This is a genomic window from Aliisedimentitalea sp. MJ-SS2 (assembly GCF_032586155.1).
Classification (GTDB): Bacteria; Pseudomonadota; Alphaproteobacteria; order Rhodobacterales; family Rhodobacteraceae; genus JAWHTC01.
In genome coordinates, this window is the sequence record NZ_JAWHTC010000002.1 from 251,670 (window position 1) to 272,988 (window position 21,319).

Annotated in this window: 26 protein-coding genes and 1 riboswitch; of the genes, 15 read left to right on the top strand and 11 right to left on the bottom strand. The window is 60.9% G+C overall.

Features of this window, described 5'->3' with window-relative positions:
* Positions 1-58: 58 nt before the first annotated feature.
* Together RXV86_RS07685 and RXV86_RS07690 are read left to right on the top strand one after the other, a co-directional pair.
* Positions 59-889, top strand: a complete 831-nt coding sequence (locus tag RXV86_RS07685) for a M15 family metallopeptidase (RefSeq protein ID WP_316298887.1) — start codon at positions 59-61, stop codon at positions 887-889.
* A 26-nt stretch (positions 890-915) separates the two neighbouring features.
* The gene (locus RXV86_RS07690; RefSeq protein WP_316298888.1) at positions 916-1,308 is read left to right on the top strand and encodes a hypothetical protein; all 393 of its coding nucleotides are present in this window, start codon (positions 916-918) and stop codon (positions 1,306-1,308) included.
* 67 nt (positions 1,309-1,375) lie between these two features.
* Here the strand turns inward: RXV86_RS07690 and RXV86_RS07695 are convergent, their stop codons facing one another.
* Both RXV86_RS07695 and RXV86_RS07700 read right to left on the bottom strand, forming a co-directional pair.
* Complete coding sequence (locus tag RXV86_RS07695; RefSeq protein WP_316298890.1) at positions 1,376-1,813, bottom strand: 6,7-dimethyl-8-ribityllumazine synthase; 438 nt, start codon at positions 1,811-1,813, stop codon at positions 1,376-1,378.
* Between the two features lie 74 nt (positions 1,814-1,887).
* Positions 1,888-2,038, bottom strand: a riboswitch (FMN riboswitch).
* Positions 2,039-2,185: 147 nt separating this feature from the next.
* The gene (locus RXV86_RS07700) at positions 2,186-3,028 is read right to left on the bottom strand and encodes an isocitrate lyase/phosphoenolpyruvate mutase family protein (protein WP_316298892.1); all 843 of its coding nucleotides are present in this window, start codon (positions 3,026-3,028) and stop codon (positions 2,186-2,188) included.
* Positions 3,029-3,155: 127 nt separating this feature from the next.
* Here RXV86_RS07700 and RXV86_RS07705 point away from each other — a divergent pair, with 127 nt between their 5' ends.
* From RXV86_RS07705 to RXV86_RS07720, 4 genes are read left to right on the top strand one after another with little or no spacing between them, the layout of a single operon-like run.
* The gene (locus RXV86_RS07705; RefSeq protein WP_316298893.1) at positions 3,156-4,121 is read left to right on the top strand and encodes a TraB/GumN family protein; all 966 of its coding nucleotides are present in this window, start codon (positions 3,156-3,158) and stop codon (positions 4,119-4,121) included.
* Between the two features lie 9 nt (positions 4,122-4,130).
* The gene (locus tag RXV86_RS07710) at positions 4,131-4,541 is read left to right on the top strand and encodes a GFA family protein (protein WP_316298895.1); all 411 of its coding nucleotides are present in this window, start codon (positions 4,131-4,133) and stop codon (positions 4,539-4,541) included.
* A 4-nt stretch (positions 4,542-4,545) separates the two neighbouring features.
* Positions 4,546-5,427 carry an alpha/beta hydrolase gene (locus RXV86_RS07715; protein ID WP_316298896.1) on the top strand — a complete coding sequence of 294 codons (882 nt, stop codon included), beginning with the start codon at positions 4,546-4,548 and terminating at the stop codon, positions 5,425-5,427.
* Between the two features lie 4 nt (positions 5,428-5,431).
* On the top strand, positions 5,432-6,310 hold the full coding sequence (locus RXV86_RS07720) for an amidohydrolase family protein (RefSeq protein ID WP_316298897.1): 879 nt from the start codon (positions 5,432-5,434) through the stop codon (positions 6,308-6,310).
* A gap of 140 nt (positions 6,311-6,450) precedes the next feature.
* Here the strand turns inward: RXV86_RS07720 and RXV86_RS07725 are convergent, their stop codons facing one another.
* On the bottom strand, positions 6,451-7,110 hold the full coding sequence (locus RXV86_RS07725; RefSeq protein ID WP_316298898.1) for a DUF6639 family protein: 660 nt from the start codon (positions 7,108-7,110) through the stop codon (positions 6,451-6,453).
* Positions 7,111-7,281: 171 nt separating this feature from the next.
* Positions 7,282-7,962, bottom strand: coding sequence for a DUF2161 domain-containing phosphodiesterase (locus RXV86_RS07730; protein WP_316298899.1), 681 nt, complete (start codon positions 7,960-7,962; stop codon positions 7,282-7,284).
* 292 nt (positions 7,963-8,254) lie between these two features.
* Between RXV86_RS07730 and RXV86_RS07735 the strand changes: the two genes are divergently transcribed.
* Positions 8,255-9,175: a manganese-dependent inorganic pyrophosphatase gene (locus tag RXV86_RS07735; RefSeq protein WP_316298901.1), complete on the top strand. Its 921-nt coding sequence runs from the start codon at positions 8,255-8,257 to the stop codon at positions 9,173-9,175.
* 79 nt (positions 9,176-9,254) lie between these two features.
* Positions 9,255-9,959 (top strand): SGNH/GDSL hydrolase family protein, encoded by a 705-nt coding sequence (locus RXV86_RS07740; protein ID WP_316298903.1) that lies wholly within the window; start codon positions 9,255-9,257, stop codon positions 9,957-9,959.
* On the opposite strand, the gene RXV86_RS07745 is transcribed toward RXV86_RS07740, so the two are convergent.
* Complete coding sequence (locus RXV86_RS07745; protein ID WP_316298905.1) at positions 9,956-10,648, bottom strand: hypothetical protein; 693 nt, start codon at positions 10,646-10,648, stop codon at positions 9,956-9,958. The genes RXV86_RS07740 and RXV86_RS07745 overlap by 4 nt on opposite strands.
* A gap of 94 nt (positions 10,649-10,742) precedes the next feature.
* Between RXV86_RS07745 and RXV86_RS07750 the strand changes: the two genes are divergently transcribed.
* The 5 genes from RXV86_RS07750 (at position 10,743) to RXV86_RS07770 (ending at position 14,791) form a co-directional block, all read left to right on the top strand.
* Positions 10,743-11,618 carry a TIGR01459 family HAD-type hydrolase gene (locus RXV86_RS07750; protein ID WP_316298906.1) on the top strand — a complete coding sequence of 292 codons (876 nt, stop codon included), beginning with the start codon at positions 10,743-10,745 and terminating at the stop codon, positions 11,616-11,618.
* Positions 11,619-11,722: 104 nt separating this feature from the next.
* Positions 11,723-12,166 carry a MaoC family dehydratase gene (locus RXV86_RS07755; RefSeq protein WP_316298908.1) on the top strand — a complete coding sequence of 148 codons (444 nt, stop codon included), beginning with the start codon at positions 11,723-11,725 and terminating at the stop codon, positions 12,164-12,166.
* Positions 12,167-12,269: 103 nt separating this feature from the next.
* Positions 12,270-13,220, top strand: a complete 951-nt coding sequence (locus RXV86_RS07760; protein WP_316298910.1) for a bifunctional riboflavin kinase/FAD synthetase — start codon at positions 12,270-12,272, stop codon at positions 13,218-13,220.
* Complete coding sequence (locus RXV86_RS07765) at positions 13,217-13,690, top strand: YcgN family cysteine cluster protein (protein WP_316298912.1); 474 nt, start codon at positions 13,217-13,219, stop codon at positions 13,688-13,690. The genes RXV86_RS07760 and RXV86_RS07765 overlap by 4 nt, the downstream gene beginning before the upstream one ends.
* A gap of 54 nt (positions 13,691-13,744) precedes the next feature.
* On the top strand, positions 13,745-14,791 hold the full coding sequence (locus RXV86_RS07770; RefSeq protein WP_316298914.1) for a low specificity L-threonine aldolase: 1,047 nt from the start codon (positions 13,745-13,747) through the stop codon (positions 14,789-14,791).
* 142 nt (positions 14,792-14,933) lie between these two features.
* Here the strand turns inward: RXV86_RS07770 and RXV86_RS07775 are convergent, their stop codons facing one another.
* Together RXV86_RS07775 and RXV86_RS07780 are read right to left on the bottom strand one after the other, a co-directional pair.
* Entirely contained in the window at positions 14,934-15,752 is an 819-nt protein-coding gene (locus tag RXV86_RS07775; protein WP_316298916.1) for an alpha/beta hydrolase, read from the bottom strand.
* Between the two features lies 1 nt (position 15,753).
* Positions 15,754-16,350 (bottom strand): 2-hydroxychromene-2-carboxylate isomerase, encoded by a 597-nt coding sequence (locus RXV86_RS07780; RefSeq protein WP_316298919.1) that lies wholly within the window; start codon positions 16,348-16,350, stop codon positions 15,754-15,756.
* Between the two features lie 141 nt (positions 16,351-16,491).
* On the opposite strand from RXV86_RS07780, the gene RXV86_RS07785 reads away from it, so the two are divergent.
* Together RXV86_RS07785 and RXV86_RS07790 are read left to right on the top strand one after the other, a co-directional pair.
* Positions 16,492-17,505 carry a ribose-phosphate pyrophosphokinase gene (locus RXV86_RS07785; RefSeq protein WP_316298921.1) on the top strand — a complete coding sequence of 338 codons (1,014 nt, stop codon included), beginning with the start codon at positions 16,492-16,494 and terminating at the stop codon, positions 17,503-17,505.
* A 96-nt stretch (positions 17,506-17,601) separates the two neighbouring features.
* Positions 17,602-18,018 (top strand): hypothetical protein, encoded by a 417-nt coding sequence (locus tag RXV86_RS07790; protein ID WP_316298924.1) that lies wholly within the window; start codon positions 17,602-17,604, stop codon positions 18,016-18,018.
* A gap of 42 nt (positions 18,019-18,060) precedes the next feature.
* Here the strand turns inward: RXV86_RS07790 and RXV86_RS07795 are convergent, their stop codons facing one another.
* From RXV86_RS07795 to RXV86_RS07810, 4 genes are all read right to left on the bottom strand, one after another.
* A complete protein-coding gene (locus RXV86_RS07795; RefSeq protein ID WP_316298926.1) occupies positions 18,061-18,411 on the bottom strand; it encodes an H-type lectin domain-containing protein in 351 nt (116 codons plus the stop codon).
* A 124-nt stretch (positions 18,412-18,535) separates the two neighbouring features.
* Positions 18,536-18,931 carry a F0F1 ATP synthase subunit epsilon gene (locus RXV86_RS07800; protein ID WP_316298927.1) on the bottom strand — a complete coding sequence of 132 codons (396 nt, stop codon included), beginning with the start codon at positions 18,929-18,931 and terminating at the stop codon, positions 18,536-18,538.
* A 64-nt stretch (positions 18,932-18,995) separates the two neighbouring features.
* Positions 18,996-20,420, bottom strand: coding sequence for a F0F1 ATP synthase subunit beta (atpD, locus tag RXV86_RS07805; RefSeq protein ID WP_316298929.1), 1,425 nt, complete (start codon positions 20,418-20,420; stop codon positions 18,996-18,998).
* A 20-nt stretch (positions 20,421-20,440) separates the two neighbouring features.
* Entirely contained in the window at positions 20,441-21,310 is an 870-nt protein-coding gene (locus RXV86_RS07810) for a F0F1 ATP synthase subunit gamma (protein ID WP_316298930.1), read from the bottom strand.
* Positions 21,311-21,319 lie beyond the last annotated feature (9 nt).

Here is a 21,319-nt window from a genome sequence, read left to right on the forward strand (position 1 = left end):
ACCCTCGGGTACACTGGAACGCATGATCACGCGGCAAGACTTTTTTGCGAGGGCGTATATGCTCATCCGCCATTTCCTCTTCGGATCGCTCCTTCTGGCGCCGCTTGTCTCAGGCTCGGCTCATGCGGAAAGCCCGACCTGCACACCGGTCAACTTTGCCGAGATCCAGCTTGCCGCGGTGCATCAAAATGCCTCCGTCGCCAGCATTCTCATTGCCTATCCCGATGTCACCTACTCGGACACAACCCGGACATTCACCTTCGAAAACGGCGCCAGTATCCCCTTCCGGACGGCGACGGACAGGCCGCCGCCGGATATACTGAAAGCTCCCACGGTCGGCGATCAGTTTCGCTACCTCTACCCGCTAGAGTTCGACCTGTCGCAACGACGCACGCCGTGGAACGATCCCGGGCGGGTGCGCAATGAAGGCTTCATGCGCGCGCTCTATTTCGGGTCCAAATCCGAGGCCCGCAAAACCCTGACCAGGGTAACCTCCAGCGGCGACCGCGCCTCGTTCAACGTCACGCGCAAACGTGGGGTCGCCTGCCAATTGCAGGCCGTTCTCACCGACATCGGCACCACCGATCCGCAAGTGTTCCAAAACGCTGGCGGCAGTTTCAACTGGCGCAAGATCAGCGGCACCGACCGCCTGAGCGTGCATTCCTACGGGGCCGCCGTCGACCTGAACACCAAACTTGGCGGCTACTGGAAATGGCAGGGCGCGCCCGTCGGCAAGGTCGGTACCTATGACAACAAGATTCCGCAGGCGGTTGTCGAAGCCTTCGAGCGTTACGGCTTCATCTGGGGCGGCAAATGGCACCATTACGACGGGATGCATTTCGAATACCGCCCGGAACTGATCATCTATTCGCGTATGAAAACCGAATGACGGCCTCAAGAAACGGAGAAGGAAATATGAAACACTTTGCGTCTGCCATCCTGATTGCACTGGCATCGGTTACCGGGCAAAGCGCGTTATCCCAGGAACTGGTGGGAAGCTATGTCGCAGTGATCGGCAACGAAGACCTCTACAATTCCAAGGGCAAAAGACTGACGCAACCCTGGCAAATCCTGCGTCAGGACCGCGCCAACTACCACCGGTTCGGCATTCGGCACCGCGGCGATACGGGCGACAATTTCTTCTCCAGTATCGAAAACCGCGCGATCATGGAGCGCATGGTCATGAACGGCCACATCGATCCCGGCGCCGCGCGAACGCTCGTCAACGGGTATTCCGATTCGGTGCTTGTACGGATCTATGGGCGCGGCAATCGGGGGGATTACGTGCGTGTGACGGTCATGGACTGACCCGCGCCAAAACACATCTGCGGTCACCCCGGGCCTCTGCCGGGATGACCGCCTTTGCAAACCCCGGCTATTCGGCCGCGATCGCCGCGCGCATCGTTGTTACCCCCAGCGCCGCCTGGGCGGCCTCGCGCCCCTTTTCTACGAAATGCGCCTGATAGATCGCATCGTGATGCGCCGTCTCCTGGTAATGATGCGGGGTCAGCGACACCGACAGCACCGGCACCCCGGTGTCCAGCCCGGCCCGCATCAGCCCGTCGACCACCGCCTGTGCCACGAAATCATGCCGGTATATCCCGCCATCAACGACAAAAGCGGCACAGGCCACGGCACCGAAGCGCCCCGTCGCCGCCAAGTCGCGCGCCACAAGCGGCATTTCGAACGCCCCGGGCACGTCGAACACGTCGACCTGCGCCTCCGGGATAACCTCGCAAAACCCTATCAGCGCCTGATCGACGATCTCGGCGTGCCAGCCAGCTTTCACAAATGCAAATCGGGTGTGTGTCATGGTGTGATCTCCTTTCGTAACAGACACGTCACCCAAGGCGATCACGTGCACGGGCCGCCCCAAAGGCACCCGCGACACATTCTCTTTCATCCGGACTATGACCGTCGGCTCAGGAGTTGCACCTGATCTGCTTGTCCCTCTCCGAAGCCCGAAGAGGCGCTCGCGGGCTTATGGCCGAAGCCACTTACCGCCGGTGGGGAATTCCGCCCCGCCCTGAGAACAGGGCTACTATGGGTTAGCTTCCATCACGGGGCAAGCCGGGAAGCGAACGACAGCAAACCTCGCAGCACAGCCGTGCGGCCTTTGTTCGGCAACTGGCAGTTCCGGGCCAAGATTGGATACTCGACCCGGTTGCGGGAAAGGGCTGTTGGATCACCCCCGCCCATCCACCTTGCCCGGCACCATCAACGCCGCCATCTGCGCGTCCGGCACCGCGTCCCCGGCATAGGTAAACGTGCCGTGGCCCAGCATCTCTTGCGCCGCGCGCCAGACTGCCCCCCATCCCGTGCGTGCCAGTGACCCGCCAGTGCTGATCCTGGCTACACCGACACGGGACAGCTCGTCCCGCGTGGCCTGCAACCCGGACAACCCCATCACCACGTTTACCGGTTTATCCACTTCCCGACACACTGTTGCTATACTCTCCAGATCCGGCAACCCGGGAGCATAGAGCACATCCGCCCCCGCCTCGGAAAACGCCTGCAACCGTGCAATCGTGTCCGCCAGATCGGGGCGACCATAAAGGTAATTCTCGGCCCGCGCGGTCAGCAAGAACGGCAGGCCCTTTGCTGCCTCCGCCGCCGCCCTGATCCTATCCACCGCCAGGTCGAACCCGAAGATCGGATCATCCGTGTTGCCTGTTGCATCCTCGATTGCACCACCGACCAGCCCGATCTCCGCCGCCATCCGCACCGTCTCGGCACAGGTCGCAGGCGCTTCACCGAACCCATCCTCCAGGTCCGCCGAGACCGGCACATCGTTGGCCCCGACAATCGCCGCGGCATTGTCCAGAATCTCACCCCGCGTCAGCCCGGCAAACGAATCCCGTTTGCCCACGGAAAAGGCGTACCCGGCAGAGGTGGTCGCAATCGCCTCGGCCCCCAGGTGGCTCAGCACCCGGGCCGACCCCGCATCCCAGGCATTGGGCATCACAAAGGCCCCGCCGCGCCGGTGCAACGCCTCGAAAGTCTCGAATTTGTCCTGTTGGGTCACCATGTGTCTGCGCTCCACATTGTCACAGCCGAACGTAACGCAAAGGTTCAAACGCGCCCAGCTTTGTTCTAGCGTGTTCCAAACGCCCACCGAATACGGAAACCGACCATTGCGATTACTCCTCCTTTTCTTGCTCTTACTTGCTTCACCGCTGCGCGCCTTCGAATGCGGCGGCAATGATCTTCTGCCGCAAATGCCAACCGAGGACCGGCTCCGGCTCGAGGCCCGCGCAGGGATCGCGCCTTACCCCGAAGGCCTGTTCTGGCGGGCCACCCGCGGCGATACGGTCCTGACAATCTTCGGCACCTATCACATTGCCCACGACCGGACCGATGCCCAACTCGACGCCCTCCTGCCGCATGCCCAGGCCGCCGATTTCAGCTATTTCGAAATGGGGTATGACGACATGCAGGCGTTCGAGCTGCGCGCCAAAACCGACGCGACGGTGATGTTCATTACCGATGGCCCCACCTTGCCTGAAATGCTGGACGAGACCGACTGGCAGCGCTTGCGCACCCTGATGTCCGACCGTGGCATGCCATCTTTCATGGTGGCCAAGGTCAAGCCGATTTTCGTGTCGATGTTCCTTGGCATGTCACCCTGCCAGTTTCGTGAACAGAGCAAAGGCACCAAGGGCATCGACGCGCGCCTGTCGGAAGCCCTGGCCGATACCGGCCACGAGACCCGATCGATCGAGGACCCGATGACCGCCGTGCGGGTGCTCGACAGTTTCTCGCAGGAGGAGCAGGTCGACATGATCAAACTCTCGCTTGATTTGCCGCACGACCCGGATGACCTGCAGACCACACTGCTCAACATGTACCAGGCGGGCAAAATCGCGTTGTTGTGGGAATATGGCCGGATGCTGTCGATCCAGCATGGCGGCACCACGGCGACCGAGGATTTCGGCAAATTCGAACAGGTCCTGCTGACCCGACGCAACCACGAGTGGATTGAGGAGATCGAAGCCAGAGCTATCGGTCACGAGGTCTTTGTTGCGGTCGGGGCCGGACACCTGCCCGGCGACGATGGCATTCTGAACCTATTGTCCGAACGTGGCTTTGCCATCGAAAGACTCTCCCTCTCGCAGAACTAGGAGCCCCAGATGACCCTCACCGGACGATGCTATTGCGGTGCCCTGCACTACAAAGCCACGGGCGACCCTGTCCTCAAGGCGCAATGCCATTGCCGTGAGTGCCAGTACATCTCCGGTGGCGGACCCAACTATTTCATGATGATGCCGGAAGACGGGTTTTCCTACACATCCGGAATGCCGGGCCAGTTCACCCGCCCCGATCTCGATCGCGCCGTCACCCGTGAATTCTGCCCGACCTGCGGCACACATATTGCCACCCGCATCCCGTGGCGCGACTATCTGGTAATCAAGATCGGCACGCTGGACGACCCGGCCACGATGTATGGCGCGCCCGCGATGGCCATCTTCACTTGCGATGCCCAGCCCTTCCATCACATCTCCGAAGGCCTGCCCGCCTTTGACCGCTTCCTCGAAAGGTAACCCCATGCAGATCACCGCCAACGGAATCTCCATTGAGGCCGAAGATCACGGCCCAAAGGACGCACCCGCTATCCTCCTGATCCGCGGCCTGGGCACGCAACTGGTGCACTGGCCCGGGAATTTCGTCCAGGGCTTCGTCAAAGCCGGGTTCCGTTGCATCACCTTCGACAACCGCGACGTCGGCCTTTCGCAACGCTGCCCCGCACCGGGTGTCCCCGAGGATCCCGACGAGATCAGCGCCCTTGCCCTGGCCGGGACCGACATTCCCCCGGCCTATTCCCTCGACGACATGGCCGCAGACGTGATTGGCCTGATGGATGTGCTGGGGATCGACCGTGCCCATATCTTCGGCATCTCCATGGGCGGCGCCATCGCCCAGATCCTAGCGATACAATACCCCGACCGGCTCCTCACCGACACCATCGTCATGACCGCCTGCCGCCCGCTGCTGGATCGCGGCCACCTGGCCGAGATCCTGCCGCGCCTGCTGGTCTATCCGGAAACCCTGGACGAGGCCCAGGACAACTGGGTCGCGGGCCACGCAAGCTTCGGCTCGCCCGGATACCCGATGGCCGAGGAAGACATCCGCGCCGAGGCGCGTCTGGCCTATTCCCGTGGCTCGGACGCCGCCGGCATCAACCGCCAGCTGCTGGCCACCATGGCCGCCCCCGACCGCCGCCCGCTTCTGGCAAATGTCACCACGCCCTGCCTGGTGATCCACGGTGTCGACGACACCCTGATCCCGGTCGACATGGGCGCCGAAATCGCGGCCCATATCCCCGGCTCGGAATACCATGCGATAAAAGGCATGGGCCACATCATCACACCGCTGCTGGCCCCGGAAATCGTCTCGCTCGTCTCCGATTTCATCCGCCGCCAGGGATAACGCAATGCTCCGAGCCGTTCTCACCGCACTTCTCGCCGCATTACCGCTTTCCGCCCTGGCAGATGGCACTCATGCCCCGATCGGCGATGCGATCCACGAGGTCCCGATCTTCGATGCCCACATGCACTACAAGGAACCGGCCTGGCAGGCCTACCCGGTTGAAAGCGTCATCGAGCTGATGGACAAAAACGGCGTCGCCATGGCGCTTGTCTCCTCGACGCCCGACAAGGGCACGATCATGCTCTGGCAACACGCCCCGAACCGCATCGTACCGGAGCTGCGCCCCTACCATAAGGACGCCAACTCGTCGAACTGGACCAAGGCGGCGGGCATGAAAGGCTATCTTGAGAAACGCCTCAAGGCCTACCCGCATGAAGGTATCGGCGAGTTCCACATCCACCGGCTCGACACCTCCGACGAACCGCTGTTTCGCGACATCATCGCCATGGCGAAAGAGCATGACATCTACCTGCATGTCCATTCCGGCCCGACGCCGATCCGCTGGCTCTATTCGCTGGACCCGGAGGTAAAAATCATCTGGGCCCATGCGGGGCTCGGCGAAAGCGCCGACATGGTCTACGACCTGATGAAGGACTACCCGACGCTTGTCGCCGATACCTCTCTGCGCGAATGGGACATCCTTGCAGCACCGGATGGACTCGATCGCGAATGGGAGAACATCATCATGACTTTCCAGGACCGACTGATGGTGGGCAGCGACACCTGGGTCAACAGCCAGTGGGACGACTACTCGGGCATCATCGCTTCGAACCGTGAATGGCTCTCGTACCTGCCCCGCGACGTGGCCGAAAAACTCGCCTACAGGAATGCCGAACGCCTGTTCGGCCGCTCGATCACCATGGACCTGATCGGCAAACACTAGAGCCCCGGAGCCGGTTTAGCGCCACCTGACCGCGCCACTCAGCATCGGAACGGACGGTACAGATCGTGCCCGATACTCCGACCCGAATCTCACCGCATTTTCTTGCACGTGTGTTCCAAAAAGACAGACAGCCCCAAACCTCAATAGGGCTCGTAATCCGGCAATAAAACCTGTCCCGAAAACAGCTTGGTAAAATAGCCCGCTCCGTTTCCGGGCATTTGAAAATGCCGGTAGGACTGCGCCGCAAAATAGCCCGGGTCGACCTGGTAGCCAAACAGGTTGATCTCCATGTCCCGGTCAAACCCCTGCCCCGGCATCACCGAAAGAATTTCATCCCGCAGCACGCCATCCATCGCCCCAAGCTGAACCACTGCTGCGATATATTCGTGGCTTGTCCGCGACGGGGCCGCGACTTCGAAGTTCTGCGCGGCAATCGCATGGGCCACTTCATGCGCGACGTAACTCTCGTAGACGCGCGCATCAAAGGGCACCAGAAAGGCCGACATCCGTTTGCCGTCACCGACACAGGCATCGCGGCCGACGACATAGGCCTTGCCGGCCGCCGCATCAAAACAGCCCACAGCCTCGGGATGACCGGTCGGCAACACCGAAACGACATCTATCCGAACCGGCGCCCGCTGGGGTGCGCCTTGTTCTGCAAGAAACGTGATCGCCCTTCGCGCACCTCGACAGATCACCGCGAGATCGCCGTTCAACTGCTGCTCGACCACGACATCAACATCCGGGCATCTCACCGGCCCGGCCTGCGCCACATCGGCGCCGCCGAACAATGCTATCAAGACGAGGACTGGCCGCATGGCAAACATCGGCAACCGCCTTCCCGTGAAGTGTCGTGGCCGACAATCTAACACGTCGGCGCGCGAATGCAGTCGCGACATTCCGGAACACTTTTCGCGGCATCAGGACCGATTGCGGGGATCGCACGTCATCCAAACCAGTTGCATCATTTGTCAGGCTGAAGGTTCCTCACTCAACAGCGGCCCCACCGCGCCGCGCCCGGCCTCACTCAGCCCGTAGATGCCCTTGTCGATCTTGATGAACCAGCCGTAATGGTTGTCGCGCATCACCGTCGTGGCCCTGACCACCCCGGTCATCTTCGCCACCAGCGCCCCCTTGCATGGCCCGTTGATCTCAAGAAACTCGGCACAACGCAGCGCCCCCTGGCGATACGCCGTCACGATGGTCTCGCGCGCCATGCCACCCTTGTTCGGATCACCTTCGCGCGCATCGAATTCCTTCAGGAGCGCCGCCTTGCGCAGCTTCGATTTGCGCGGCTGAAACGGCACCGGATCGCAATGCGCCTGAACGTGGCCATCCTTAAGCCGCACTGACAGAACCCCGACACCCAGCCGCTTGCACAACCCGACATTGCCCTTGAACGTCCGCCAACCGGCTTTGCCCTTCCAGCGCGGCACCGCGACATAGACCGTGTCGCTGACCGATTGCCGCGCCACCGCCTGTTGCAAAAGTTGCAGTGAAAATCCCAGTTTCAGCTCGACGATCAGCGGTTCCTCTGCCACGCGCACCGCCACCACATCGGCCGCGCCAACCTCGCCTTTCACCTCGTAACCCCGCGCTTCGAGAAAGGTTTTGACCGGCAGGTAGAGATCGGTTTCGGTGGGCTTGCTCATGGCCACAGGTTAACGCCTCCTGCCGCGATTGTGAATCCACCGTGCGTGCCGCTAACGCCGCGGCGCAGAATTTCCTTACCCCACCGAACGCTCGACAGGTACCCGACAGAAAGCAGACGGATACCAGCCCCCTGGTTTCCGCCCTTGGGTCTCATTCATTAACCTTAATCAAAGGTTGATTTCGCCGCGATGCTGCAACGCGGCAACACCCTGATTTCTCCCCCGTGACAAGCCCGCCCTGCCGCCGTATAACCCGCCGCGACACGCCATTTTCGGATAGGATTTGCACCCCATGACCACGCTCGTATTCGGCCACAAAAGCCCCGACACCGACAGCACCGGTTCGCCCATCATCTGGGCCTGGTACCTCAATGAAATCAAAGGTGTAGAGGCCAAGCCCGTGCTTCTCGGCGAACCCAACACCGAAGCCGCCTTCATGCTGACCCGTTGGAGCCTCGACAAGCCCGAGATCATCGCCGATGTGACCGACGGTCAGGCCTGTGTTGTCGTCGACACCAACAATCCGGCCGAGCTGCCCGCCAATATCAACGGCGCTGACGTGCGTGAAATCATCGACCATCACAAGCTGGTCGGAGGTCTGGAAACCGCCGGCCCCATCGACATCACCATTCGCCCACTGGCTTGCACCGCGACCATCATGGTTGACAAAATCGGCAACGATTACAGCAAGATGCCTGACGCCATCAAAGGCGCGGCGCTGACCTGTATCCTGTCTGATACGCTGGAATTCCGCTCGCCTACCACCACCGACCACGACCGCGCCGTGGCCGAGAAACTGGCCGCCGATCTGGACATCAACATCGCAGATTATTCTGCCGACATGTTCGCCGCGAAATCCGACGTCTCGGCCTTTTCGGATGCCGATCTGCTGCGCATGGACTCCAAGGAATACGGTGTCGGCGACACCAAGTTCCGCGTTTCGGTTCTGGAAACCACCGCCCCGGCCACCGTGCTCGACCGCAAGGACAGCCTGATGGCCGCCATGAATGACGTCGCCGCCGAGGATGGCGTTGATCAGGTGCTGCTGTTCGTCGTTGATATCCTCAATGAGGAAGCCACCCTGCTGGTCCCCAACGATCTGGTCAAAACCCTTGCCAAGAAAAGCTTTGACGCCGACGCCGATGGCGACACCGTGGTCCTGCCCGGTATCATGAGCCGCAAGAAGCAGATCATCCCCAATCTGGCGGTCTAAGCCCTTCGAAAACAAGTCTGAAAGGGCGTCCAGACAGGGCGCCCTTTTGCGTTCAAACGCCCCTGCAAAAAACACTCCGATGCCCATCGACACGTTCGCCAAACTCGCCCTCTCACCGATCCTGCTGGTGCAGGCGCTCCAGGTCCGCAAACGCGCTCTGATCCTGCCGGAACCGCCCGGTCCCCGGTGCGGCAAACTGGGACAGGGGCCAACCCTGCGGCTACTGATCCTTGGAGACAGCTCCGCCGCCGGAGTCGGTGCCTCGCATCAATCGCTGGCGCTGTCGGGACAACTGGCCCAGACCCTCGGCCAGCGTGTCGCCCTGACGTGGCAGCTCGAGGCCGAAACCGGTGCCACCTCGGCCTCCGCTCTGAAGCATCTGCAATCCCTGCCCGGCGAACCGTTCGACATCGCCATCGTCGCCCTTGGGGTGAATGACGTCACCCATCAAGTCCCTCTCTCGCGCTTCCTGTCACGCCGCCGGGCGATCCATGACCACCTGCGTAACCATCTGGAAACAAGGCATATCATCTCCTCGGGCCTGCCCCCGATGGGGCATTTCCCCCTGCTGCCCCAACCGCTGCGCTGGACCCTTGGGCGCACCGCCACGCGGTTCGACGCCGCACTGGCGCAACTCTGCAGCAACAACCCGGACACCACCCACCTGCCGCTCAACTTGCCGTTCGAACCCAGATACGTCGCCGCCGATGGCTTCCACCCGTCCGAACCCGCCTATGCGCAATGGGCGCAGATGCTGGACCGGACACTGCCACAGAGATTTTAAGCAGAAAACACAGTCATCCACGCGCTTTCACGGACGCGAAAACCCTGCTGATCCAGCATTCTGATGACGGCCTGCATGTGCATTGCGCCATAGACGATTGCAACCGACCCACCGCCCTCTCGCAAGTCTTTCAGAACTTCGTGCAAGGCCTCGCACAACCGTTCGTCTCTTGCCGTCAAGATCGCAAGGTGAAACCCGGCCGTTTCCGGCGACCAGCTCATCACGGTGTTACGCGAGGAATAATCATCAAGGCCAAGGCGCCGACCAATGTTTTCCCGGGTCGCAGTAAACCGCTTTTTCACGCCCATTAGCGGCGCGACCACATGAGCCGCCAAGCGAAGCCACAGAGGAACCTGACGCCAAACCGCATGAAACTCTTCCGGGCTCAAATCGGCGTGCACTTCGCGCGCCTTTCCCGGATAACCTTGGGTGCGCGGCTGCACCACCAGCCCCAGACGATCCACGTTGATCCAGCGATAGGCCCGGGTGATGTTGCGAACAACAGGCGACCGCACCCCCTCGAACAAAACCACATCATGATCAAAGGCATCATCATAGACCCGCTGAAAGAAATCCGCCTCGCCCACATGCACCATCGGGAAAAGCGTGACCCGTGCCGGATGATCCGGATTGCCGAAACCGTGTCGGGCAGACCGCAGACCCGCAATCGAAAACTCAAGAAGCTGCACCGTACGCTACCTTTACCCCTTCAGGATACCATTTCCATATTCTCTTGCTTTGTTTCATATAGGGTCCAAATCCGTCATTTTCAGGAACCAACTCATGACCCGCATTATCGACAACCTTTTCCAGGTCTCGGACAAGTACGACGCCCTTTTTGTCGATCTCTGGGGCTGCGTGCATGATGGCGTCCGCGCCCTGCCCGAGGCAGTTGCTGCATTGCAGCAGTATCGCACCAACGGTGGCAAGGTGGTTCTGGTCACCAACTCGCCCAAACCCCGCGCCGGGGTGGCGGTACAGCTCGACGGGTTCGGCGTGCCGCGCGACAGCTGGGACACGATTGCCAGTTCGGGCGACAGCGCCCGTGCGGCGATGTTCCGCGGCGTGGTCGGTGAAAAGGTGCTGTTCATGGGCGAATGGCAGCGTGACGAGGAGTTCTTTGAGCCGATCCACGTGATCGAAGACCCGGTCAGCATCGAACGCGTCTCGCTGGAACAGGCCGAAGGCATCGTCTGCTGCGGCCCCGACGATCCCATGGCCGACCCCGAGGTTGAACGTGGCCGCCTGCTCTATGCCAAGCAGAAGGGATTGAAACTGCTCTGCGCCAATCCGGATATCGTGGTCGATCGCGGCGAGGTCCGCGAATGGTGTGCCGGGGCACTGGCACGGCTCTATACCGAGATGGGCGGCGAGAGCCTCTATTTCGGCAAACCGCACCCGCCGATCTATGATCTGGCCCGCCGCCGGCTGGGCGAGATGGGCGCGTTGCCGCCCGAATCCCGCATCCTTGCCATCGGTGACGGGCTACATACCGATATCCAGGGCGCCATGGGCGAGGATATCGATTCCCTCTACATCACCGGCGGGCTGGCCCGCGACATCACAAAAACGTCGCATCAGCCGGACAAAAACGCGCTAAGCACCTATCTTCAAACGGAAATGATCTCGCCCACCTATGCGATCGGACAGCTGCGATAGGCCATTTTGGGGCTTGATTTTCTGCACCTGCAAAGTAATAAAGTTGCCAACAGCCGGGCGTAGATGCCCAAAAATTACGCATGCACATGCCCAGGGAGGGCGGAATGTTGGACAACCTGCCACGCGGAACCATCACCATCGAAGAAATCGAGATGGGGATGATGCGCTATGTTCAGAAGGTCGTCACCGATGAAGACATCGAGATGTTCGCGCAGGTCTCGACCGACCGTAACCCGGTGCACCTCGATGACGATTATGCCCAGGACACGATCTTTGAAGGCCGCATTGCCCATGGCATGCTGACCGCCGGCCTGATCTCGGCGGTGATCGGCGAACAGCTTCCGGGCCATGGCACGATCTACATGGGCCAGTCTCTCAAATTCCTTGCGCCCGTGCGCCCCGGCGACACGGTCCGAGCCGAGGTCGAGGTGATCGACATCGACCCGGCCAAGCGCCGCGTGCGGCTCGATTGCCGCTGCCTCGTGGATGGCAAGAAGGTTCTGGTCGGCGAGGCCACGGTGCTGGCTCCCTCGGCCAAATTCGATTAATCTTCTCTGCTCTCCCATCCCAACAGGCAGCCTCGCGAGACAAGCCGCAAGGTGAGACGAGCAACAGCTTGCACCTTCCGCCGTGCAACGCTACGCATCCCCCATGCGTATCATCCGCGACTACACATATGTTTCCGACGCCGACAAGGGCGCCGCCGCCGCCATCGGCAACTTCGATGGCGTGCATCTTGGCCACCGTTCGGTGATCGACCTGACCCGGGCAAAGGCCGATCAGATCGGCGCGCCCCTCGGCATCATGACGTTCGAGCCGCACCCACGCCAGTATTTCGCCCCCTCGGCCCCACCCTTCCGACTGATGTCTTCCGAGGCCCGGACTCACCGTCTGGAAAAGCTCGGCGTCGACCGGCTTTATGAGCTCAACTTCAACGCCGTCATGTCCGGATTTACCCCGGAAGAGTTTGCCGCGAACGTGATCCGCGACGGGCTGGGGCTTAAACACGTGGTTGTCGGCGCCGATTTCTGCTTTGGCAAGGGGCGCGCTGGTGACGTTGACGACCTCAAGCACTTTGGCAATGAGATGGGCTTCGGTGTGACCATCGCCGATTTGCTGCATGGTGACAAAGGCGAGGTCAGCTCGACCGCGATCCGCAATGCGCTCTCCGAAGGCCGCCCACGCGATGCCGCCGCGATGCTGGGTCATTGGCACCGGATCGAAGGCACTGTGATCGGCGGCGATCAACGTGGTCGCGAGCTGGGCTACCCGACCGCCAACATGTCTATCGACGGGTTGCACCCGCCGAAGTTCGGCGTCTATGCAGTGTTGGCCGATGTTCTGGAAGGCCCGCACAAGGGCAGCTACCATGGCGCGGCCTCGATGGGCGTGCGGCCGATGTTCGGTGAAAACAAACCCAACCTGGAGACCTTTCTCTTTGATTTTTCAGGCGATCTTTACAGTACGCCCTTGTCGATAGGCCTGGTCGAATACCTGCGCCCTGAAGAGAAATTCGACAGCCTTGACGCGCTGATCAAACAGATGGACGCCGATTGCCTGCGCGCGCGCGAAATCCTCGCTGGCGAAACCACCACGACATGAACGCCGATCCGATCGACCGCGCGGGGCTCGCACCGCGTTTCTGGCAAAGCAAACCCCTGTCCCGCCTGACGGACAAGGAATGGGAGGCGCTGTGTGACGGCTGCGGCAAATGCTGCCTCAACAAGCTTGAGGATGCCGACTCAGGCGAAGTTGCTCTGACCCGCGTCGCCTGTCGCCTGTTCGACGACGAAACCTGCCGCTGCTCCCAATATGACATCCGCCGACAGTTCGTGCCGGAATGCATCTCGCTCACCCCCAAGACCATCGAACAACATGCCTACTGGCTACCCCGCACCTGCGCCTATCGCCTGCTCTGGACCGGCGCGGCGCTGCCCGACTGGCACCCGCTACTGACCGAGGACGCGCAGAGCGTGCATGACGCGGGGGTTTCCATGCAGCACCGCACCGTGCCAGAGTTCGGCATCGAAGAAGACGATTGGGAAGACCACATCATCGAAGAGCCGGTTTAGCTGGCGCCTATCCCGGCGCAAAACCGGTTCCCACTTTTGCTGAAAGGCGCACACATGTTCTTTGCCTCCGACAACGCAGGCCCCGCCCACCCGCAGGTGATCCAGGCGCTGGCCGACGTCAATAGCGGCTACGCTGTGGGCTATGGTGCCGAGCCAGGAATGGACCGCGTTCGCAACCGCCTGCGCGACGTGTTCGAGGCCCCCAAAGCCGAGGTCTTTCTCGTCGCCACCGGCACCACCGCCAACTCGCTGGCGCTGGCCACCCTGACCCAGCCGTGGGAGACGATTTTCTGTTCCCCCACCGCCCATATCCACGAAGACGAATGCAATGCGCCTGAGTTCTATACTGGCGGTGCGAAGCTCACCATCGTAGGCACGGATGACAAGATGGCTGCCGCCAGCCTGCGCGCCTCGATCGAAGGCGAGGAAACCCGCGGCGTCCATGGCCCCCAGCGCGGCCCCGTCTCGATCACCCAGGTCACAGAACGCGGCCAGATTTACACCCTGGACGAACTCAGCGAACTCACTGCCACCGCCCATGAATACGGCCTCAAAAGCCATCTCGACGGCGCCCGCTTCGCCAATGCCCTTGTCGCACTCGATTGCACTCCGGCAGAAATGACCTGGAAACTCGGCATCGACGCGGTGTCCTTTGGCGGTACCAAGAACGGTTGCCTCGGGGTCGAGGCGGTGCTGTTCTTCGATCCAGGCCACGCTTGGGAGTTCGAGCTCCGCCGTAAACGCGGTGGGCACCTGTTTTCCAAACACCGCTACCTCTCGGCCCAGATGGGGGCCTATCTGACGGATGACCTTTGGCTCGACAGCGCCCGGCGCGCCAACGCCGCCTGCACCCGCCTTGCCACCGGTCTGCGCAGCCTGCCCGGGGTCAGTTTCGATCTGGAACCCCAGGCCAACATCATTTTCCTGCAGATGCCCCGCGCCGCCCATCAACGCCTGCGGGCGGGCGGGGCGGAATACTATGTTCTGGCCGGTAATCCCGACAGCGGCGCTCCCGACGAAATGCTGCCCGCCCGCCTGGTCTGCGACTGGTCCATCTCCGACGCGCAGATCGATCAGTTCATTGCTCTGGCCCGTGGTTGATCACGGCCTCACGTCTTCCTCTTGCGCCAAATATCCCCGCCGGAGGCTCCGACACCGACACGGGCGGTCGGGTTCAAACCCCATACCCTCAATTCCGCCCAAGGATGTCACACAGAGTGGGAGCGGTGCCTGAGGGCGGAAATCACCCGGGCACGGCCTCCAGAAATCCGGCAATCTCCCGCGCCACCGCCTCCGGATGGGACATCGGCACCATATGCCCCGCCCCCTCAATGGATAGGCTGTGCGCCTGCGGCAACCGACGGTAAATCGCCGCATGGATCGGCGCCACGATGGGCGAGCTTTGCGCGCCGCGGATCAGCAGCACCGGCACCTTCACCTGTTCGATCAGCTTGCGCGCCAGTATCCTGGGCTGGTCCTTCATCACCGTCTCGTCATTGGCCTCGATCAGGTGAATTCGGTTCACAAGAAACGCCTTCTGCGCCTCGGGCAGCTTCTCCCACGGCGTCCCATCCCCCCATTCCTTCATGAATTCCCGCGCCGCGGCCTCGCGGTCCCCGCGCGCCACCGCATCCGCGTAGCCTGCCATGTCCGCCAGATGTTGACTGGCACCGACCTCGTCATCCGCCAGAGCTGCAGCGACCATCACACTCTCGATCAGAACAAGGCTACGCACCATCGCGGGATGCTCGATCGCCAACCGCAGCGCCACCGTAGCTCCAAAGGAATGGCCGATAATGTCCATCGGCCCCTCCGACCCTACCAGGTCCGCCGCCATCGCCGTTGCCAGTTCCTGCACGTCCACGTCTCCGGGCCAGTCGTCGCTGCGCCCATGCCCCGGCAGGTCAAAGGCTCGCATGTGCAGTTGGTCCGCAAGCAAACCTGCCACGCCCTTCCACGCCCCGGAATGGGCCAGTGAGCAATGGATCAGAAGCGCCTCGCGCGCACCCTGCCCGAATTCCGTCCAATAGGTCGGTAGCCCACCCCGCAGGTCTTTTGGCATCTCAGGCGGTGCCGGCCAGATGTGCTTCGAGATCGTCCAGGCGGTCCTGGCCCCAGAACTTCTCGCCGTCTTCACAGACATAGAAGGGAGAGCCGAAAACCCCCACATCCACCGCCTCTTCGGTGTTGCGGGCGTAGGTCTCGGCCCCGGTCAGCATGCCCGACAGGGTCAGTCCCGGATCGAACCCGGCATTTTCCAGGCATTCGGCCACAACCGCATCCTCCGCCACGTCCTTTTCCTCGGCAAAACAGGCGCGCAGAACCCCATGCACCAACTTGCCCATATCGCCGCCACCCGCGTCCTGCGCCGCAATGATCGCGTAAGAAGCCGGTGCCGGGTTGGTCGGCCAGAACATCGGCTTGGGATTAAGCGGCAAGCCGGTCTTCTTCGACCAGCGCCGCAATTCCTGCGCCCGGTAGTCCATCCGTGATGGGTGTCTGTCGGCGGGCGCGGTCCCGCCGGTGCGGGCGAACAGGCCAATAATGTCCATCGGCTTGTAGGTGATCTCTGTCCCATACCGCGCCGCGATCTCTTCCAGCCGCGTCCCGGCCAAGTAGGCATAAGTACTCAGGGGTGAAAAATAGTAGTCGATCCGCATGAATCTGCCCTCCCGCGCGTCAATCCGGCCAGATTTATGCGGCCAGTGCTTTGCCCGAAACTAGAGAGATGCTAAGCGGTGTCAACGTCGCGATTCTGTGGACCTCCCGGTCCGCAAGACACTCTGGGGACCACGCTCGACATGCCTTTTACCAAAGAACCCAAGCTCATTTCCGGCAATGCCAACCTGCCATTGGCCAAGGCCATTGCACGGCGCATGTCGATGCACCGTGGCATTTCCACCCAGTTGGTCGATACCCGCGTTGAGCGGTTCAACGATGGCGAGATTTTCGTCGAGGTGTTTGAAAATGTCCGTGGCGAGGACATGTTCATCATCCAGTCCACGTCGAACCCGGCCAACGACAACCTGATGGAACTCTTGATCATGGCCGACGCGCTGCGCCGCTCCTCGGCCGCCCGCACCACCGCCGTGATCCCGTATTTCGGCTATGCCCGCCAGGACCGCCGCTCGAAGGCGCGCACCCCAATTTCGGCCAAGCTCGTGGCCAACATGATCGCCGGGTGCGGCATCGAAAGGGTCCTGACCATGGACCTGCACGCAGCCCAGATCCAGGGCTTCTTCGACATCCCGGTCGACAACCTCTATGCCAGCCCGATCTTCGCGCTCGATATCCGCAACCAGTTCAAGGACACCCTGTCCGATGTCATGATCATCTCGCCCGACGTGGGCGGCGTGGCCCGCGCCCGCGAACTGGCCAAACGGATCAACGCCCCGCTCGCCATCGTCGACAAACGCCGTGAGAAACCCGGCGAAGTGGCCGAGATGACCGTGATCGGTGATGTGAAAGGCAAACGCTGTATCATCGTCGATGACATCTGCGACACCGCTGGCACGCTGTGCAAGGCGGCTGAGGTGATCATGGAGAACGGTGCCAAAGAGGTCCACTCCTACATCACCCACGGCGTGCTCTCAGGCCCTGCGGTCGACCGGATCACCAAATCGGTGATGAAGTCGCTGGTGATCACCGACAGCATCGAACCCACCGAAGCGGTCAAGGGTGCTGCCAATATCCGCATCGTCCCCACCGCCCCTATGTTCGCCCAGGCGATCCTGAACATCTGGAACGGCACCTCCGTGTCGTCGCTGTTCGACACGGATATGCTTGAGCCGATCTACGAAGGGATGTTTGGGTGAGTGGAGCAAACTCCTTGGCGTACTTAATTACCTAATCGGTGTTTGTGACCCACCTTTGGTCAGTCTCAGTATGTATGCCATTTCGGGAACCACCCAATGAAATTGAACCCTATCGAAAAAATACCTCTTGCGTTAGCATTTTCTGTTGTGACCATTTGTTTTCAGCTTGTTGGGCATTCAGTGAAGGCTGGTGAAGACACGATGGAACAGTTTGATCGACGGGAACCACTTCCAATCGAAATGCAGGGACTTTGGGTTGAGGTGGAAGATAGCGGTTCCGAGTTGATTGTCGACGGTGGTGAAATCACCTGTTTCGGAGCAACGGTCGAATACGATTACAAGATCATGGGGAAGAAGGACGGCCCGGTTGTCGTCAGTCTGAAGATCAATGATGAAATCAAAGAAGACGAGTTTCAAAAGGCAAACATAACCGAGCTTGTAATCACTCCTGACGGTGAATTCCACGTGTATAACCTGAGCTTTTCTAGTCAGTTCCTCCCGGCGGCCGATTGATTTTTCCAAGTATCGTAAGGTGGGGTTTCACCCCACCAGTCCTCAATACAACTCCCAATCGTCATCATTCTTTACCGGCCCGATCGCCATCCAGCCGATCCGCACCCGCGCGACCTTGGTATCGCCCCATGTCCGGAACACCAGCTCGAAACCGGTCTCGGTGACATTTTCGGCATCGACCTCGGCGCGCATGTTGGTGGCATTGTCCACGTCCCACAACGACAGCGACACATGCACCGCTGGCACCTCCTTGAACGGCTCGCTGAACTCGATCTCCTTGATCCGCTCGCGGTGGCCCGTGCCGGTCCACATCTCGCCGCCATCCTCGAAATCCTCGAAAATGACGTCATCGCCCTGTGCGATCCCGATGCTGTGGGTGCTGAATTTCTTCATTCTGAACCGGGGGCCCGCTTAATTCTGTTCCGACAGGATTCCGCCAAATGCTCGGAAATGCAAAAGAAAAAGGCCCGGGGCACGCATGCGACCCGGGCCTTGATCATAATTCTTTCGACTGCGATCAGGCCACAACCTCGCGCAGGGCCTGAAGATCGGCCAGCTGCTTGTCGGCCATATCGCGTGCGGCGCCTTCGGCTTCGCTCGCGGTAGCCTGAGCCGCCTCAATCAGCGGATCGAGATCGTCCGCCTTGGCCTCGGCCATCGGCGTTGCTTTCTCTGCCAGGATCGACGTGCTTTCGGCGTTCACCTCGGCAAAACCACCGGTGACCAGGTACTCCTGTGCCCCCTCGGGGCCGGCAACCTTAAGCACACCCGGACGCAGCGTGGTGACCACGGGCATATGCCCGGGCATCGCGACCAAATCGCCATCGGCACCAGGGATCTGAACCTCGGCGGCTTGCAATGACGCAAGGCGGCGCTCCGGGCTTACCAGATCGAATTGCATCGTATCAGCCATGTTTCTCTCCTTGGTGAGAGCCTACGGGCCCACCCTTTTACGAAGGGTGGGCAAGAGGCTGAGATTAGGCGGCTTCCGCGGCCAGTTTTTCGGCTTTTGCGATCACTTCGTCGATGCCGCCAACCATGTAGAAGGCCGCTTCGGGCAGGTGGTCGTATTCGCCGGCCACAACCGCTTTGAACGATGCGATGGTGTCTTCCAGCGGAACCTGCACACCGTCCGAACCGGTGAACACTTTCGCCACGTCGAACGGCTGGCTGAGGAAGCGCTGGATTTTCCGGGCACGGGCCACGACCAGTTTGTCTTCTTCGCTCAGTTCGTCCATGCCGAGGATGGCGATGATGTCTTGCAGCGACTTGTAGCGTTGCAGGATTTCCTGAACGTCCGACGCCACCTTGTAGTGCTCTTCACCAACGATCGACGGGTCAAGCAGACGCGAGGTCGAGTCGAGCGGGTCAACGGCCGGGTAGATACCCAGTTCCGAAATCGCACGCGACAGAACGGTGGTTGCGTCGAGGTGGGCAAACGAGGTTGCAGGCGCAGGGTCGGTAAGGTCATCCGCGGGAACGTAAACGGCTTGCACCGAGGTGATCGAGCCCGACTTGGTCGAGGCAATCCGTTCCTGCATGGCACCCATGTCGGTGGCCAGCGTCGGCTGATAACCAACCGCCGAAGGAATACGACCCAGAAGCGCCGAACATTCCGAACCCGCTTGGGTAAAGCGGAAGATGTTGTCGACGAAGAACAGAACGTCCGAACCCGACTGGTCACGGAACTGCTCGGCCAGGGTCAGACCGGTCAGAGCGATCCGCATACGCGCACCGGGAGGCTCGTTCATCTGGCCGTAAACCAGTGCAATTTTCGATTTGTCGAGATCTTCGATGTCGATAACGCCGGATTCGATCATCTCGTGGTAAAGGTCATTACCTTCACGGGTCCGCTCGCCCACACCGGCGAAAACCGACAGGCCCGAGTGCACTTTGGCGATGTTGTTGATCAGTTCCATGATGAGAACCGTCTTGCCCACGCCGGCACCGCCAAACAGGCCAATTTTACCGCCTTTGGCGTAGGGGGCCAGAAGGTCAACAACCTTGATACCTGTAACCAGAACTTCCGACTCGGTCGATTGCTGATCGAAATCAGGCGCATCCTGGTGGATGGCGCGGGTTTCGTCTGTTTCGACCGGGCCCTTTTCGTCCACGGGCTCGCCCACAACGTTGAGGATGCGGCCCAGTGTGGCATTGCCCACGGGAACGGTGATCGCGTCGCCGGTGTCGACAACTTCCTGACCGCGGACCAGACCTTCGCTGGCGTCCATCGCGATACAGCGCACGGTGTTTTCACCAAGGTGCTGGGCCACTTCAAGAACCAGTTTGTTACCATTGTTGTCGGTGTTCAGTGCGTTCAGGATCGCCGGCAGGTGATCGTCGAACTGCACGTCCACAACGGCGCCGATCACCTGGGTGATTTTGCCTTTTGCATTTGCCATGTTTCGTCTCCGGTTGTCTCTTAGAGCGCCTCAGCGCCCGAAATAATTTCAATCAGCTCGTTGGTGATCACAGCCTGACGCGAACGGTTGAACTGGATGGTCAACTTGTCGATCATCTCGCCCGCGTTGCGGGTCGCGTTGTCCATCGCGCTCATCCGTGCACCTTGCTCGGACGCACCGTTTTCCAGCAACGCGCTGAAGATCGCGGTGGCCACACCCGACGGCAGCAGCTCGGCCAGGATTTCGTCCTGATCGGGCTCGTAGTCATAGACCGTGCCGTCACCCGCCTCGGCGTCAACCGGGGTGGGGATGATCTGAGCTTCGGTCGGGGTCTGGTCGATCACCGAGTTGAAGCGCGAGAAGAAGATTGTCGCAACATCAAACTCGCCTGCATCGAAGCGGCTCAGCAGATCAACGGCGATGTCCTTGGCATTGGCATAGCCAAGCTTTTTGACATCGCTCAGATCAACGTGACCAATAAACTGATCTTCATAGTCACGCTTCAGCTGTTCGCGGCCTTTCTTGCCGACAGTGAGAATTTTCACTGTCTTGCCAGCGCCTTGCAGCGCCTCGATTCGGGCCTTCGCCATTTTCACGATCGAAGAGTTGAAGCCGCCGCACAGGCCACGTTCCGCGGTCATTACCACCAGCATGTGGGTCTGATCGTTTCCGGTACCCTTCAGAAGAAGCGGAGCATCTTCCGAGCCAGCAGCACTTGCCGCCACCGCAGAGAGCACAGCCGAGAACCGCTCGGCGTAGGGGCGGCTTTCTTCAGCCGCCTCTTGTGCCCGGCGCAGTTTCGCAGCCGCAACCATCTGCATGGCCTTGGTGATCTTGCGGGTCGATTTGACCGACTCGATCCTGGTTTTTAGGTCCTTAAGACTTGGCATTGCCCAATC

Coding starts and splice junctions, on each gene's coding strand:
- RXV86_RS07685 (WP_316298887.1), top strand. CDS start 59: ATGCTCATCCGCCATTTCCTCTTCGGATCGCTCCTTCTGGCGCCGCTT.
- RXV86_RS07690 (WP_316298888.1), top strand. CDS start 916: ATGAAACACTTTGCGTCTGCCATCCTGATTGCACTGGCATCGGTTACC.
- RXV86_RS07695 (WP_316298890.1), bottom strand. CDS start 1,813: ATGACACACACCCGATTTGCATTTGTGAAAGCTGGCTGGCACGCCGAG.
- RXV86_RS07700 (WP_316298892.1), bottom strand. CDS start 3,028: ATGGTGACCCAACAGGACAAATTCGAGACTTTCGAGGCGTTGCACCGG.
- RXV86_RS07710 (WP_316298895.1), top strand. CDS start 4,131: ATGACCCTCACCGGACGATGCTATTGCGGTGCCCTGCACTACAAAGCC.
- RXV86_RS07715 (WP_316298896.1), top strand. CDS start 4,546: ATGCAGATCACCGCCAACGGAATCTCCATTGAGGCCGAAGATCACGGC.
- RXV86_RS07720 (WP_316298897.1), top strand. CDS start 5,432: ATGCTCCGAGCCGTTCTCACCGCACTTCTCGCCGCATTACCGCTTTCC.
- RXV86_RS07730 (WP_316298899.1), bottom strand. CDS start 7,962: ATGAGCAAGCCCACCGAAACCGATCTCTACCTGCCGGTCAAAACCTTT.
- RXV86_RS07735 (WP_316298901.1), top strand. CDS start 8,255: ATGACCACGCTCGTATTCGGCCACAAAAGCCCCGACACCGACAGCACC.
- RXV86_RS07740 (WP_316298903.1), top strand. CDS start 9,255: ATGCCCATCGACACGTTCGCCAAACTCGCCCTCTCACCGATCCTGCTG.
- RXV86_RS07750 (WP_316298906.1), top strand. CDS start 10,743: ATGACCCGCATTATCGACAACCTTTTCCAGGTCTCGGACAAGTACGAC.
- RXV86_RS07755 (WP_316298908.1), top strand. CDS start 11,723: ATGTTGGACAACCTGCCACGCGGAACCATCACCATCGAAGAAATCGAG.
- RXV86_RS07760 (WP_316298910.1), top strand. CDS start 12,270: ATGCGTATCATCCGCGACTACACATATGTTTCCGACGCCGACAAGGGC.
- RXV86_RS07765 (WP_316298912.1), top strand. CDS start 13,217: ATGAACGCCGATCCGATCGACCGCGCGGGGCTCGCACCGCGTTTCTGG.
- RXV86_RS07770 (WP_316298914.1), top strand. CDS start 13,745: ATGTTCTTTGCCTCCGACAACGCAGGCCCCGCCCACCCGCAGGTGATC.
- RXV86_RS07775 (WP_316298916.1), bottom strand. CDS start 15,752: ATGCCAAAAGACCTGCGGGGTGGGCTACCGACCTATTGGACGGAATTC.
- RXV86_RS07780 (WP_316298919.1), bottom strand. CDS start 16,350: ATGCGGATCGACTACTATTTTTCACCCCTGAGTACTTATGCCTACTTG.
- RXV86_RS07785 (WP_316298921.1), top strand. CDS start 16,492: ATGCCTTTTACCAAAGAACCCAAGCTCATTTCCGGCAATGCCAACCTG.
- RXV86_RS07790 (WP_316298924.1), top strand. CDS start 17,602: ATGAAATTGAACCCTATCGAAAAAATACCTCTTGCGTTAGCATTTTCT.
- RXV86_RS07795 (WP_316298926.1), bottom strand. CDS start 18,411: ATGAAGAAATTCAGCACCCACAGCATCGGGATCGCACAGGGCGATGAC.
- RXV86_RS07800 (WP_316298927.1), bottom strand. CDS start 18,931: ATGGCTGATACGATGCAATTCGATCTGGTAAGCCCGGAGCGCCGCCTT.
- atpD (WP_316298929.1), bottom strand. CDS start 20,420: ATGGCAAATGCAAAAGGCAAAATCACCCAGGTGATCGGCGCCGTTGTG.
- RXV86_RS07810 (WP_316298930.1), bottom strand. CDS start 21,310: ATGCCAAGTCTTAAGGACCTAAAAACCAGGATCGAGTCGGTCAAATCG.